Genomic DNA, 13,675 nt, shown 5'->3' with positions numbered 1-13,675 from the left:
GCGTCTTTTCGCTTGCACTCTCACCTGGGGAGTGCTAATTATTGAGTTAGCACTCTGACGTACCGACTGCTAAAGCAAAGCCTGGTTCCGGCCGGCAGCGCGCGGCAACCGGTCGAGGAGCGAAAGAAACACCTCACTTCAGTGAGATCCCCACCCGGAGGCATACAGAGGCCGCCGCCAAAGGATCGTCCGTCGCGGGCACTGCAGCGAAGGTTCATTCTTAACGACTGTCCCGAAAGGACTACTGCCGTTATGGCCAAGATCATTGCATTTGATGAAGAGGCACGCCGCGGCCTTGAGCGTGGCCTGAACACCCTCGCCGACGCCGTTAAGGTCACCCTCGGCCCGCGTGGACGCAACGTCGTCCTCGAAAAGAAGTGGGGCGCCCCCACGATCACCAACGATGGTGTTTCCATCGCCAAGGAGATCGAGCTGGACGATCCTTACGAGAAGATCGGCGCCGAGCTGGTCAAGGAAGTTGCCAAGAAGACCGACGACGTTGCCGGTGACGGCACCACCACGGCTACCGTACTGGCACAGGCCCTGGTCAAGGAAGGCCTGCGCAACGTTGCCGCCGGCGCCGACCCGCTGTCCCTCAAGCGCGGCATCGAGAAGGCCGTTGACGCCGTCACCGCCGAGCTGCTGAACTCCGCCAAGGAAATCGAAACCAAGGAAGAGATCGCGGCCACCGCCTCCATCTCCGCCGGTGACGACGAGATTGGTGCGCTCATCGCCGAAGCCCTGGACAAGGTGGGCAAGGAAGGCGTCATCACGGTCGAGGAGTCCAACACCTTCGGCCTGGAACTCGAGCTCACCGAAGGCATGCGCTTCGACAAGGGCTACATTTCGGCCTACTTCGTCACGGACACGGAGCGCCAGGAAACGGTCCTCGAGGATCCGTACATCCTGATCGTCAACTCCAAGATCTCCAACGTCAAGGAACTGGTTGCTGTCCTGGAAAAGGTCATGCAGTCCAACAAGCCGCTGCTGATCATCGCCGAGGACATCGAGGGCGAGGCCCTGGCCACCCTGATCGTCAACAAGATCCGTGGCACCTTCAAGTCCGTCGCCGTCAAGGCTCCGGGCTTCGGTGACCGCCGCAAGGCCCAGCTGGCCGACATCGCCGTCCTCACCGGCGGCCAGGTCATTTCCGAAGAGGTTGGCCTCAAGCTGGAGAACGCCGGCCTGGAGCTCCTGGGCCAGGCCCGCAAGGTTGTTGTCACCAAGGACGAGACCACCATCGTCGAAGGTGCCGGCGACGCCGACCAGATCGCCGGCCGCGTTTCCCAGATCCGCGCCGAGATCGAGAACTCCGACTCCGACTACGACCGCGAGAAGCTGCAGGAACGCCTGGCCAAGCTGGCCGGCGGCGTTGCAGTCATCAAGGCCGGTGCCGCCACCGAGGTTGAGCTCAAGGAACGCAAGCACCGCATCGAAGACGCAGTCCGCAACGCCAAGGCTGCAGTTGAAGAAGGCATCGTTGCCGGTGGCGGCGTGGCCCTGATCCAGGCCGGCGCCAAGGCATTCGCCAACCTGCAGCTGTCCGGCGACGAAGCAACCGGCGCCAACATCGTCCGTGTTGCCATCGACGCTCCGCTGAAGCAGATCGCCTTCAACGCAGGCCTCGAGCCCGGCGTGGTTGTGGACAAGGTCCGCGGGCTCCCCGCAGGCCACGGCCTCAACGCAGCAACCGGCGAGTACGTCGACCTGCTGGCCGCCGGCGTCAACGATCCCGTCAAGGTGACCCGCTCTGCCCTGCAGAACGCAGCTTCCATCGCCGGCCTGTTCCTCACCACCGAAGCAGTGGTGGCTGACAAGCCGGAGAAGAACGCTGCCCCCGCAGGTGGAGACGACATGGGCGGCATGGGCGGCATGGGCGGCTTCTAAGCCTTCCTGCCGGGACCTGTCCCGCCAAGCAAAATGCGGCCCCCTCGTTTGCGAGGGGGCCGCACTTTTGTGTCCGGCGGGATTACTTCCGGGCCGAGTCCAGCATTCCCTGGACTTCCTTCTTGAAAGCATCCGCCGCAGACTGGGGAGTCATCCGGTCATACAGCACTTCATCCGTGTACCGCTTGATGACGTTCTGGACGCTGCCCGCACCTACCGGCGGGACCGGTGGTGCCTCCTTGATGTCCGGCCCCAGATCCTTCAGGAATCCAACCACTGTGGTGTCTGCCGGCTTCAGCGAGGGCGCTATACCCGAGACAATCTCACTGTTGGTGGGGACACCCCTGTCCGTCATCAGGATGGCCCCGGCTTCAGGGCTGTTGGTCAGGTAGTTGATGAACTCCGCGGCCTGCTGGGGATGCTTTGAGCGGGAGGAGGCAGACCAGAACATGCTGGGCTTGTAGTACATGCCATTGCCGGCGGAGGTGCCGTCGACGCTGGGGGCCCGCAGCATCTTGATGCTGCTGCCAGTGGTGGCTTGAAGCGACCCAAGCTGGTTGGTCCACCACCAGGCCATGCCCACCCGGTTCGTTCCGAACAGGCTTTCCTCCAGGCCGGCGCCTGCGTCCTCGGTGGCCACGGTGGCCGGGGGGCTGGCCTTGGAGTCGCGTTGTTCCTTGAGCCGTTCCCAGAAGGATGCCGCAGTGGCGGTCTCAAAGTCGAGCTTGCCGTCCGCCGAGTACAGGTTCTCCCCGTGCTGGCGGAGCCAGATGATCAGGTCCGCTTCGTTGCTCCCATACGCGGCCCCGTAGCTCTTTCCGTCTCCTGCGGCGCTGATCTTCGCCGCCGTCCCCACGAAGTCTTTCCACGTCCACGTCTTGTCGTCCGGAACAGGCACTCCCGCGTCCTGGAACACCTTGGTGTTGGCCATGATGACGTAGGCGTTCTGGCCTGTGCTCAGGCCGTACTGGGCGCCGTCGTACTGGCCGGAGGCCAGTGCTTCCTTGTCCAGTTTTGAGGTATCGATGCCGTTCTGCTTGGACAGGTCCAGCAGCGCTCCGCGGCCGCCATACTCGGCGATGTATTTCTGGTCCATCTGGATGACGTCCGGCGCATCATTCGCGGCAGTTTTCGTTGCGAGCTTGTCCCAGTAGCTGGACCATTCGCCCGGTTCCGCCTTGATCTTGATGTTGGGGTGCGATGCTTCAAAGGCTGCGATGACCTTGTCCGTCTGTGAGTTCAGGTATTCATTTCCCCACCAGGCGAACCGCAGGGTGACCTGGCCGTTGTCGCCTGACCCGCCGGGGGCTCCGCAGCCCGTGGCCAGGATGGAGAGGGCCAGTGCGGCGGCACCCATCTGGAAGCGGCGCCGGCTTACGACTGGAATCGTCATTGATGTTCCTTCCGGATTGGCTCCTCTTGGGCGGGGCAGCAACCGCCGCTAACCCACTCGAGCGAGAAACCGTTTTCTTAGCTAATGCTGCGATTGTTTCGCGCGATCGCCGCTCGAGTCAAGAACTTTCGGTAAACGTTTTCCCATCGCTTCGACCGGCCATGCCCGTTTGCCGCTTCCCACGCCCTTGGCCTGGCCCCGCCCTGCACGGGCCCCGCTCAAGTGTGCAACGGCGCGGTTGAACGCCCATGATGCCCCCGCCAATGGCATTCCGTTGTCGGTGGCTTCTGGCAGGATGGATTGGTGACGATTACTGCAGCGGCTGATGGTTCGGCCTTGGGAAATCCCGGTCCGGCCGGTTGGGCCTGGTATGTGAATGACGATTGCTGGCGGGCCGGCGGCTGGCCGCACGGCACCAACAACCAGGGCGAGCTGATGGCTGTCCTGGATCTCCTGCGGGCCACCGCGCATCTGCCTGGGGAGGACCTGCGCATCCTTTGCGACAGCCAGTATGTCATCAACTCAATTACCAAGTGGATGCCGGGCTGGAAGCGCAAGGGCTGGCGCAAGGCCGATGGCAAGCCCGTCCTGAACGTGGAACTCCTGAAGGAACTCGACCGAGAACTGGCCGGCCGGACCTACAAGTTTGAGTGGGTCAAGGGCCACGCCGGACATGAGCTGAACGAGGCCGCCGACGAACGGGCCAGGGCCGCGGCGACCGCGTACCAGCAGGGAGTGGCAGCGAGGTCCGGCCCCGGTTTCCCCGGCGGGCACCATCCGGGCACACACCAGGCCGCTTCCGGGCGAAGCGCGAATGCCCAGTCATCCTCGGGCAGTGAGCTGCAGCCCGCCACCCTGGACATCCCTTCCGCAACCTTTAACATCCCGGCCAGCGCGTCTGCCCGCCAGGCAGCCGGACCCGGCGCCAGCGCACCTGTGGCGGGGGGCGGCCGGCCCCGGATTACCCCTGAACCGGTCACTGCCTTCGATGAACTTGACCTGTTCAGCGAACTGGACAGCGAGGCCCTTGAAGAGGCCGAGGCAACGCAGCAGGCCGGCTCCATCCCGCCCGAGGCGCTGGTGGAGGAGCTCGAACGCGAGCTGCTGGGCCCACTGGTCCGGGGGGATATTGGCCGGACCGCTGTCCTGCTGCACCCGGACTTCATGGAGATCGGCAGCTCTGGAAGGGTCTGGACGCGGGACGCCATGATGATGGCCCTCGAAGAGGACCCAGGGGAACGGACCGACATCGAGATCCTGGGCGCTGACCGCATCGGCGCCGGCGCCGTCCTCCTGACGTACCGGAGTTTCGCCCGCTCCGGCACCACGCTGCGCAGCTCGCTGTGGGTCCTGGACGGCGGCCGGTGGCGGCTGCGGTTCCATCAGGGAACGCCGGAAGCCTAAGGCACCTCCGGCTGGGGGACTGTCAGCTGAACCGCTGCGTGTTTCCCTGCTCGGCTTGGGCATACGTGGCGGCGGCAGAGGCCAGGGCCGCGTTGATGGACGCCAGCGACGCCTCCACCCGGCCTTGGGTGATGGTCCATTCGGTGACGAGCGCCTGGAAGCTGGTGGCCGCGGAACCGCGCCAGGAACCCTGCAGTTCGTCGAGGCCGCGCTTCATTGTCTGCACGTCCGCACTGATCCGGTCCACGGTTGCCTGGACGTTTGCGGACTTCAGCTGCAGTAATTCGGTGTCGACGGAAATGATGCTCATGGCTGTCCCTTTCGAACGGCGGGCTGAACGCCCGCGCCCGGCGGATCCGGGCTGCTGGGACGAGCCTACGGAGCATGGGCAGGAGGCAGCCATGGGCGGCAGGCTATATGTGGATAACCGATCCGCCGCTGCCGCTGGCTGCGGCAGCGGCAGCAGCGTCCTGCGCGTCCGCGCCGTCGGTGCCGGCTGCATCCTCACGCCGCGGAAGGCTGACCACCAGCGTGGCGCCGCCGCCGTCGGTCCTTTCCACCCTTACCGACCCGCCGTGTGATCCGACGATCGCCGCCACGATGGCAAGCCCAAGGCCGCTGCCGCCCGTCTCCCTGGTCCGGGACGTGTCAGCCCGGTAGAAGCGTTCAAAGACCTTGGCGGCGTCCTCTTCCGAAATGCCCGGACCATGGTCCCGCACTTCGATGACCGAGCGTTCCCCGCCGTCGGTCCTGCGGACCCCGACGGCGAGTTCGATGGGGCTGCCCTCCGGGGAGTAGCGCAGCGCGTTGCCCACGAGGTTGCCCACTACCTGGCGCAGCTTGGCCTCGTCCCCAAGCGCCGGGGCCGGTGCCGCTGGTCCGCCGTCGAGCCCGGTGAGCGTGATCAGCCTGGACCGGTCACTGGCCTGGGTGTCAACCACTGCGTCGTGCGCAATGAGCTGAAGGTCCACAGGCTTCTGCTGCAGCGGCCGCTGTTCATCGAGGCGGGCCAGCAGGAGCAGGTCCTCCACCATGGACCCCATGCGTTTGGCTTCGCTTTCGATCCTGCCCATGGCGGTGGCAACGTCTTCATCTGTGGCCAGGGCGCCATGGCGGTACAGCTCGGAGAATCCCCGGATGGTGACCAGGGGAGTGCGCAGCTCGTGGGAGGCGTCAGCGGCGAAGCGGCGCATCCGTGCTTCGGAGGCAGTCCTGGCAGCGAACGCGGTCTCGATGTGCGCCAGCATGGCATTCAGCGAACTGCTCAGCCTGCCAAGCTCGGTAGTCGGGTTCTCCACCTCCACACGGCGGGAGAGGTCGCCGGCGGCAATCGCAGCCGCCGTTTTCTCCACGCGGGCCAGCGGCCGGAAGGACCGCGACACGGTCCAGCTGGCAATCAGCGAGGCCAGCAGCAGCGTCAACAGGCCCACGCCGGTGACCACCAGGGTGGCATGCTTGAGGACATCGTCCACGCTCTCCAGGGGCAGTCCGATGACCACCACGGCGGTGGTCTGGCCGTTCTGGACGGTCACTGCAACCACCCGCCAGTTTTCCCCGTCAGTCCCGCGTACCTGGAAGGGAACCAACCCTCGGGCCTGTGCCTGCTCCACGGTGATGGCGCTGATGTCGGGGTGGTCGGCGGGATCCCCGCCGAACGTGTACGGCTCCTCACCCGGGGCGAAGAGCATCAGCGAATAGTCGGTGGGAATGGAACTGGGCGCCTGCAGCTGGGTGAACGAGCGTTGTTTCCGGGCGGAGTCGACGGCGGCATTCAGCTTGTCGTCCACCTGGCCCTGGAGATAGCTGTGCAGCAGCGTCAGCGTGACCGCCCCGGTTACCGTCAGGGCCACGATCAGCAGGGCCATGATCATGGCCACCAGCTGCGACCTGAGCGAGGCCGACTTCCACCGCTTAAGCAAGATCAGCGCTTTTCAGCCGTCCGCAGCACGTAGCCCACGCCGCGCTTGGTCTGGATGAGGGCAGGCGCCTCCGGGTCGATGTCCACTTTCCGCCGGAGGTAGGAGATGTAGGACTCCACGATGGAGGCGTCGCCGTTGAAGTTGTACTCCCAGACGTGGTCGAGGATCTGCGACTTGGACAGGACCCGGTTGGGGTTGAGCATGAGGTAGCGCAGCAGCTTGAATTCGGTGGGGGAGAGTTCGATGACGGTGCCCCCGCGCCGCACCTCGTGGGCGTCGTCGTCGAGTTCCAGGTCGTCGACCCGGATCACCGCGTCATCGTCCAGGAGGGGCTGCGTCCGGCGGAGCACGGCGCGGATCCGCGCCACCACTTCGTCGAGGCTGAATGGCTTGGTCACGTAGTCATCGCCGCCTACCGTAAGGCCGGTGACTTTGTCCTCGGTGTCGTCTTTCGCTGTGAGGAAGAGGACCGGGAAGTGCTTTCCGGAGGCACGGAGCCGGCGGGTGACGGTGAACCCATCCATGTCCGGGAGCATGACGTCCAGTACGGCCAGGTCAGGGGCGTGGGTATCGGCTGCGGCCAGGGCGTCGCGCCCGTTCGCAGCGGAGACCACCTCAAAGCCGGCGAACCGCAATGAGGTGGAGAGGAGCTCCCGGATGTTGGGTTCATCATCGACGACGAGCAGCCTGGCTTCTGGACCGTTCTTGTTCATGCTCCCATCATGCTCCCAGTGTCTGGGAGTTGTCTGGATATTCGTTGTGAGCATGATGGGCGGGCGCCTGCCCTTACCAGTCCATTGTTCCAGGGGCTCCCTTGAAGGGCCCCACCACGCGGCTGGTGATCCAGCCGCCGTAGAAGCGGCCGGGCTGCGCACGCACCCGTTCGCCGTCCACTTCGCAGTAGTCCATCCTTCCCGGGTAGACGGCAACCCGGTCAGCGAGCACCTCAAACCCGGAGGCCGGCTGGGGATACGACCAGGCAGCGCCCTCCGCCTCTTTCCCGCCGCCGCGCACGGTCAGGTAATCCGCCGCGCCCTTGAATTCGCAGAAGCTGCTGCCCGCAGCGGGCTCCAGAGCGCCGGGGACAAATGCCGACTGCAGGACGTAATACACCGGCGGATGGCTGGTCTCAAGAACGCGGAGGGAATCGGTGGTATCAAGGATTACCTCGCCGCCCAAAACGATGCGTACCCGTTCCGTGCTCGGTTCGATCCGCGGTGGACGGGGATAGTCCCAGACGGACTCCTGGCCGGGCCCGGGCACGTCGGGAATGATTCGTGGACTCATGCTTCCAGTGTGCGTCCCGGACCGCTGTTCCGCACGCTTGCGCCCGCGGGAACCCAATTCCCCGCAAGAACGTTCCGCGCCCCGCGTCTTCCGCAGCCCTGCACCCGGGAATACAGTGATGCTTGCCGGGCGGTCAAGCCGGGCACCAGCGTTCCAACGGATCACCTGTTGCTGCCTGCACCGCTGCCGGTGACCCTCCGCCAACCACGGTAGTTACCCGATAGTTCCTGGCCCATCGAAGGGGATAGACCATCATGACTGACCTGAGTGCTTCTGAAAACGCAACTGCCAACGAACGCAGCATCCGTGACTGGGCAGACCTTGCCGAGGAGATGTGGTCCTATCTCACCGGCAAAGGTGCTGCGATCAATTACCAGTTCATCGACATGACGGTGGAAGTTCCACGGGACATTGGCCCTGATGCGCCGCGTGCCACCTGGAAGCTCAACGGCAGCCTGCGCGTCACCACCAGTGACAGGGATGCCGCCGGGTCGGACGCGAACCGCGGCTGACGGACATGCCGGAGTACCGTCTGGACCTTGACCTGGCCTTCTCATACACGGATGGGGCCGGCGCTGTCACAACGGGCAGCGCCAAGGCTTCCGGGACCGAAGTAACGGTGTCCCTGGCGGGCCTGGCACCCTTGACCGGCGGGGGGTTGCCCTCCCTGGAGGAGATCAAACCGCTGGCAGAGCTGCTGGCCGGCAAAGGGGTCAGCATCACCGTGGCCGGCCCTGACGGAAACATCCTCAGCCTGGGCAAGGTGGACAGCCCTGCCTCACAGCGGCTGATTACGCGTTCGCCCCACATCAAGCTCGGGAAGCTCGGCTCCCTGCTGCCGCTGGTCCGGCAGGGCAGGCGGAAGCCCAAGGGCATGCCGCTGTTGCCGCCGTCCACACCCCTGCCGCTGGTGCCTACCGTCCAGCGGAAGATCAAGCGTCGCATCACCACCACCCATTACGCCAGGGGCGGTGGCCGGCCGCGGCTGATCTTTGTCCAGGACGCCGTGACCTGGACCGGACAGATTCCGCGGGAGGTGACCCTGACGGCAGACGTTACAACGATCGGGAGCGGCGCGGGGGCGGATGTGCGGCTGGACGGCCTGGAGGAGCTGCACGCCGAGATCAGGCACGACGGGCAGGACGAATATGTCCTGGTGCCGAACGGGCCCGTGAGCGGCAGCGTCTCCCGGACCGGGCCATCTGTCCTGCGGACCGGGGCAAGGATCCAGATGGGGCAGTGGTGCCTGGCCTTCTTCCGGGAAGAGTTTGCGGACCACGGCCGTCCCTACGGCGGCCGCAGCGGCGGGGAACTGGCCTACGAACGTCCGCAGCTCGACCCCAGGACAGGCACCATGGAGCGGGACAGTTCCGAGGGCGTGACGTGAACGGCGTGCGCGGCGGCTACTCCGCCGCGTGCACGTCCTTGGCGTCCATGATCCGGTAGGCATACCCCTGTTCAGCCAGGAACCGCTGGCGTTTGGCGGCGAAGTCCTGGTCCAGGGTGTCGCGTGCCACCAGCGAGTAGAAGCGTGCCGCCCGGCCGTCTTTCTTGGGCCGCAGCAGCCGCCCCAGCCTTTGCGCCTCCTCCTGGCGGGAGCCAAAGGAGCCGGAGACCTGGATGGCCACCGAGGCCTCCGGCAGGTCGATGGAGAAGTTGGCCACCTTGGACACCACAAGGGTCTGCAGTTCTCCGGCGCGGAACGCGTCAAAGAGTTTCTGCCGTACCTTGACGGAGGTATCGCCCTTGATCACCGGTGCCTGCAGGCGCTCGCCGAGGTCGTCCAGCTGGTCGATGTACTGGCCGATCACCAGCAGCTGTTCTCCGGCGTGCCGTGCCACCAGCTGCTCCACCACCTGCGTCTTGGATTCGGAGGTGGCGCACAGCCGGTACTTGTCGGCGTCGTCGGCCATTGCGTAGGCAACGCGTTCGTCCTTTGGCAGGTCGACGCGGACCTCCACACAGTCGGCCGGCGCGATGTAGCCCTGGGATTCGATGTCCTTCCAGGGCGCGTCGTACCGCTTGGGCCCGATCAGGCTGAACACCTCGCCCTCGCGCCCGTCCTCCCGCACCAGCGTCGCGGTCAGCCCAAGGCGGCGGCGGGCCTGCAGGTCCGCCGTCATCCTGAAGATCGGTGCCGGCAGCAGGTGGACCTCGTCGTAGATGATCAGTCCCCAGTCATGGCCGTCCACCAGCTCCAGGTGGGGGTAGATGCCGCCGCGCTTGGTGGTCAGTACCTGGTAGGTGGCGATGGTCACCGGCCGGACCTCTTTCAGGGCTCCGGAGTATTCGCCCACTTCCTCCTCCGTGAGGGAGGTGCGCCGCAGCAGTTCGTCCTTCCACTGCCGGGCGGCGACGGTGTTGGTGACCAGGATCAGCGTGGTGGTGGACCCGGTGGCCATGGCGGCAGCCCCCACCAGCGTCTTGCCGGCGCCGCAGGGCAGCACCACTACGCCGCTGCCGCCCGCCCAGAAGTTCTCGCTGGCCAGGCGCTGGTACGGGCGCAGTTCCCAGCCGACCTCGTTGAGCGAGATCAGGTGCGGCGTGCCGTCCACGTAGCCGGCCAGGTCCTCTGCCGGCCAGCCGAGCTTCAGCAGCAGCTGCTTGAGCTGCCCGCGCTGGGAGGCGTGCACAACCACCGTCTCGCCGTCGATCCTCGGGCCCAGCAGCGGCGCAATCTTCTTGGCACGGATCACTTCCTCCAGGACCGGATAATCGTCCGTCCTCATGACCAGTCCGTGGCGCGGGTCCTTTTCGAGGCGCAGCCGGCCGTACCGTGACATGGTTTCCTCCACGTCGATCAGCAGCGAGTGCGGAACCGGAAAGCGCGAGTACTTCAGAAGCGCGTCCAGCACCTTTTCCGCGTCCAGTCCGGCGGCGCGTGCGTTCCACAGTCCCAACGGGGTCAGCCGGTAGCTGTGCATGTGCTCGGGCGCCCGCTCCAGCTCCGCGAACGGCGCGATGGCGTGCCGCGCCTCGGTGGCCAGCTCATGGTCCACCTCGAGGAGGATGGTTTTATCGCTTTGGACGATCAGGGGTCCGTCGGTCACGCGGGGAATCCTTTACTGGCGCAGTTCCTCTGCGGCCTCAATGTCGATGATGCGGTGGACGGACAGGACCCGTTCGGTGTCCTTGGCAGGATCGAACACGCGGACCCGGCCCCCGCTTACAGAGAGCGGAACAACAACTTCCAGGCTGGCATTCCCCAGGTTGTCCACCACATTCATGTTGATCCGTTGCTTCAGCCGGATGGCCCGTTGCAGCGCTTCAAGCCCCAGCTGGGTGGCTGCCTCGCCGTCCGCGGCGCCGAAGTGGTGTCCGACGGCGGGGCCGGCCTGCCGCAGGACGTCCAGTTGGGCTTCGACCTCCTCCGCCGGCGGCGCAATCCCCGGAGCGCTGTAGACAGGACGGGGGCTTTCCTGCGCGGCGGCAGGCCGGCGCAAGTGCGCGGCGGGTTCGGCCCCGTCGATGGACGGGGAGAGGCCAAGGTTCTTGAGTGCGGCGGCCAGTTCGCGCGGCGGTGCCGATGACGTCAGGACCGTGGGGGAAAGCCTGGCCAGGCCAAGCTGCGCCGCCTTGGGTCCTGCCAGCAACTCCCGGAGCGCGGCTTCATCATCGCTCTGGATGAAGCTTGCTGCCTGGCCCACCCGAAGGCTGCCGTGCCGGGAAGCGGTGTCCTCCACCAGATACTCCAGCGGCTGGGGAACAGCGGTGGCGGAGTGTTCCCGCAGGAATGCCAGCAGGCCGGCGGCGTCGTAGCCCTCGTCGAGTGCCCGTTTGATGGACGCCGCCGAAAATCGGTAGATGGTGGCAGGGCCCCGCCCCTCGGCATCGGCCATGACCAGGAGCTTTTCGGTCAGGGCGGGAGCGAGGTAGCCGGGGGCCACAGCGGTGAGGTCGGCCTGCAGCAGCACGTGGTTCAGGGCCGCCGGCAGGTGCTCGCCTAGGATGGCCAGGGCAGCATCGGGGTCGTCTTCGGCGAAAGCGCTCCCTAATTGGCTCAGGGCCCCCGATCCCACCAGGCCCAGCAACTCCGCCTCGGCGAGCACCCCGCGGATGAGGGAACTGAACCGGCGGGCCATCCGCGGCTGTGACCACTCCGCACGCTCCAGGACCGCAGCGGCGTCAAGGACGGGCACGGCACCGTCCGGCCCTTCGGCTTCGAGGGTGAGTTCGTGCAGGATCTCCAGGATGCGCTTGCGGACCACGGGCGCGTCAGGCCGCTGCGCCCCCGCGGACAATGCCGCGATGGTGGTTCCCGCTGCGCCCCGGGACGGGGCCCCCGGCGCCGTGTTCATGGGCTGGCCCACCATGGAGGGCACGCGCTCGCTGGCCAGCCAGGCGTTCACCAGCCACAGCCACTGTTCCTGCCGCGGCAGCACCAGCCACTCCAGCTGCGGCGGCTGCACCCATGACGACGAGTCGACGTCGAGGCGGATCAGCCCTGCCAGGCCGCACAGCTCCAGCAGCCGGCCGGCTGCGTCCTGGTCAATGCGCAGCTGGTCGGACAGCCGGCGCATCTCGCGGACCCCCACGCCTCCGCTGCGCAGCGTGGCCAGCGGGGTTTCCCTGACGGCATGCAGCAGTTCGGAGACCAGTCGCAGGGTTTCCGAGATGGCGCTGAGCGCTGCGTTCCTGCGCAGCGCCGCGGTGGTCCGGCCCAGCTCCGGAACCGGCGGTGACAGGGTGAAGTCGTTGATGATTGCGCCGCCGCGCAGGGCCAGCCCCACGCTGTGCGGCAGCTCCACGTGGGCGGCGTCCAGCGGAACCAGCAGCCCGCGCGCAAGGAGCCAGTCAACGGGCCCGACGTCGGCACCCTCCGTGGTGACCGATGCCTTCCGTTGCGCCTGGGGGACCGCACCCATGGCCCAGTTGCGGAACCGGGCGAGCAGCGCCGTCGTCCGTTCCGGAGCGTTGGCGAGGATGTCCCGCAGTGCCTCGGGGGAGGAGGTCCAGTGCTGGAGCGCAAGGGCCGCCTCCATGGGCGTGGTGGCATCGTGGATGGCAAAGCCGCTGCGGTGCAGCTCGGAGACCAGCTGGACCACACGTTGGGCGAAGGCAGGCTGCAGGCGGACCAGTTCCGTGTAGCTGCGGCCCAACCCGGCGGGATAGATTCCCACCACATCCTTGAGGGAACCGACGGGGAGGTAGAAGTGTTGCGCGGCAGCCTGGGGCGGGGTGCCGTGCGGGGGAATGGCAGGGTGTGCCAGGGCAAGTTCCTGCAGGGTCGCCATGATTTGTTCGACGACGGCCAGCGACGCACCCCGGATCAGCTGGTGCAGGTGCTCGGCCGAGGCGCTGTGGCCGGTATCTGTGTTGGTGCACAGGTGGAGGGTCTCGAGGACCTGCATCTGCGGCCGGTTGAGGCGCTCCAGGGCGCGCTGCACGCTGACCCGTGAACTGGCCCGGGCCGCCAGCGCGGCGAAGTCCGGAACAGGCGGGGAAATGAGGTCCGGCCGCGCGGCGAACAACGCGCGCAACGAGTCGTTGCTGCGCGCCTCCAGGTCCTTGCCGAGCGCACGAATGAGGGACATCAGTTCAACGTTACCGCGGCTCCCGCTTCCCCGCCCGGCGCCGGGCGGCAACGCCGTCCAGGACCAGCAGGAGCATCAGGATGAAGGCGACCGGGAGGCCGTACAGGGCCGAGTAGGTGACCCATGCCGGGGCGACGGAGTTCCCGAAGGCCAGCGCCATGACCGTCCCCACGGCGACGAGGGAAAGCACGGCAATAACTGCGGCGAGGACCATCAACGGCCGCCGGTAACGCGATGGAGTCATGGACGTA

At 66.4% G+C, this 13,675-nt stretch carries 12 protein-coding genes; 4 read left to right on the top strand and 8 right to left on the bottom strand.

The genetic code is table 11. From position 1 onward, the window contains the following. Nucleotides 1–252 precede the first annotated feature (252 nt). Nucleotides 253–1,887 carry a chaperonin GroEL gene (gene groL / locus QFZ60_RS16510; RefSeq protein ID WP_056331105.1) on the top strand — a complete coding sequence of 545 codons (1,635 nt, stop codon included), beginning with the start codon at nt 253–255 and terminating at the stop codon, nt 1,885–1,887. 82 nt (nt 1,888–1,969) lie between these two features. On the opposite strand, the gene QFZ60_RS16505 is transcribed toward groL, so the two are convergent. Next, nucleotides 1,970–3,280, bottom strand: a complete 1,311-nt coding sequence (locus tag QFZ60_RS16505) for an ABC transporter substrate-binding protein (protein WP_307091876.1) — start codon at nt 3,278–3,280, stop codon at nt 1,970–1,972. 303 nt (nt 3,281–3,583) lie between these two features. Here QFZ60_RS16505 and QFZ60_RS16500 point away from each other — a divergent pair, with 303 nt between their 5' ends. Continuing rightward, entirely contained in the window at nt 3,584–4,684 is a 1,101-nt protein-coding gene (locus tag QFZ60_RS16500; RefSeq protein WP_307091874.1) for a ribonuclease HI family protein, read from the top strand. Nucleotides 4,685–4,706: 22 nt separating this feature from the next. Here QFZ60_RS16500 and QFZ60_RS16495 read toward each other — a convergent pair whose 3' ends face one another. The 4 genes from QFZ60_RS16495 to QFZ60_RS16480 form a co-directional block, all read right to left on the bottom strand. After that, entirely contained in the window at nt 4,707–4,994 is a 288-nt protein-coding gene (locus QFZ60_RS16495) for a WXG100 family type VII secretion target (RefSeq protein WP_142120013.1), read from the bottom strand. Nucleotides 4,995–5,097: 103 nt separating this feature from the next. Beyond that, complete coding sequence (locus QFZ60_RS16490; protein ID WP_307091871.1) at nt 5,098–6,603, bottom strand: cell wall metabolism sensor histidine kinase WalK; 1,506 nt, start codon at nt 6,601–6,603, stop codon at nt 5,098–5,100. A 2-nt stretch (nt 6,604–6,605) separates the two neighbouring features. Continuing rightward, on the bottom strand, nt 6,606–7,316 hold the full coding sequence (locus QFZ60_RS16485) for a response regulator transcription factor (RefSeq protein ID WP_056331118.1): 711 nt from the start codon (nt 7,314–7,316) through the stop codon (nt 6,606–6,608). Between the two features lie 73 nt (nt 7,317–7,389). Then, a complete protein-coding gene (locus tag QFZ60_RS16480) occupies nt 7,390–7,890 on the bottom strand; it encodes a DUF427 domain-containing protein (protein ID WP_307091869.1) in 501 nt (166 codons plus the stop codon). 254 nt (nt 7,891–8,144) lie between these two features. Between QFZ60_RS16480 and QFZ60_RS16475 the strand changes: the two genes are divergently transcribed. Further along, entirely contained in the window at nt 8,145–8,402 is a 258-nt protein-coding gene (locus QFZ60_RS16475) for a hypothetical protein (RefSeq protein ID WP_142030288.1), read from the top strand. Between the two features lie 5 nt (nt 8,403–8,407). Then, the gene (locus tag QFZ60_RS16470) at nt 8,408–9,277 is read left to right on the top strand and encodes an FHA domain-containing protein (RefSeq protein WP_307091867.1); all 870 of its coding nucleotides are present in this window, start codon (nt 8,408–8,410) and stop codon (nt 9,275–9,277) included. Nucleotides 9,278–9,293: 16 nt separating this feature from the next. Here QFZ60_RS16470 and QFZ60_RS16465 read toward each other — a convergent pair whose 3' ends face one another. From QFZ60_RS16465 to QFZ60_RS16455, 3 genes are read right to left on the bottom strand one after another with little or no spacing between them, the layout of a single operon-like run. Continuing rightward, nucleotides 9,294–10,940 carry a DNA repair helicase XPB gene (locus tag QFZ60_RS16465; RefSeq protein WP_307091865.1) on the bottom strand — a complete coding sequence of 549 codons (1,647 nt, stop codon included), beginning with the start codon at nt 10,938–10,940 and terminating at the stop codon, nt 9,294–9,296. 12 nt (nt 10,941–10,952) lie between these two features. Then, on the bottom strand, nt 10,953–13,424 hold the full coding sequence (locus QFZ60_RS16460) for a helicase-associated domain-containing protein (RefSeq protein WP_307091864.1): 2,472 nt from the start codon (nt 13,422–13,424) through the stop codon (nt 10,953–10,955). A 10-nt stretch (nt 13,425–13,434) separates the two neighbouring features. After that, the gene (locus QFZ60_RS16455) at nt 13,435–13,668 is read right to left on the bottom strand and encodes a hypothetical protein (RefSeq protein ID WP_142120023.1); all 234 of its coding nucleotides are present in this window, start codon (nt 13,666–13,668) and stop codon (nt 13,435–13,437) included. Nucleotides 13,669–13,675 lie beyond the last annotated feature (7 nt).

The organism is Arthrobacter sp. B2I5, assembly GCF_030816735.1.
Lineage (GTDB): Bacteria > Actinomycetota > Actinomycetes > Actinomycetales > Micrococcaceae > Arthrobacter.
This window is presented reverse-complemented; position numbering and strand designations above follow the sequence as displayed.

Bases quoted from the DNA above. Each gene is read 5' to 3' on its own strand.
- QFZ60_RS16475 (WP_142030288.1), top strand. From the start codon at position 8,145: ATGACTGACCTGAGTGCTTCTGAAAACGCAACTGCCAACGAACGCAGC.
- QFZ60_RS16455 (WP_142120023.1), bottom strand. From the start codon at position 13,668: ATGACTCCATCGCGTTACCGGCGGCCGTTGATGGTCCTCGCCGCAGTT.
- QFZ60_RS16495 (WP_142120013.1), bottom strand. From the start codon at position 4,994: ATGAGCATCATTTCCGTCGACACCGAATTACTGCAGCTGAAGTCCGCA.
- QFZ60_RS16460 (WP_307091864.1), bottom strand. From the start codon at position 13,424: ATGTCCCTCATTCGTGCGCTCGGCAAGGACCTGGAGGCGCGCAGCAAC.
- QFZ60_RS16480 (WP_307091869.1), bottom strand. From the start codon at position 7,890: ATGAGTCCACGAATCATTCCCGACGTGCCCGGGCCCGGCCAGGAGTCC.
- groL (WP_056331105.1), top strand. From the start codon at position 253: ATGGCCAAGATCATTGCATTTGATGAAGAGGCACGCCGCGGCCTTGAG.
- QFZ60_RS16470 (WP_307091867.1), top strand. From the start codon at position 8,408: ATGCCGGAGTACCGTCTGGACCTTGACCTGGCCTTCTCATACACGGAT.
- QFZ60_RS16485 (WP_056331118.1), bottom strand. From the start codon at position 7,316: ATGAACAAGAACGGTCCAGAAGCCAGGCTGCTCGTCGTCGATGATGAA.
- QFZ60_RS16505 (WP_307091876.1), bottom strand. From the start codon at position 3,280: ATGACGATTCCAGTCGTAAGCCGGCGCCGCTTCCAGATGGGTGCCGCC.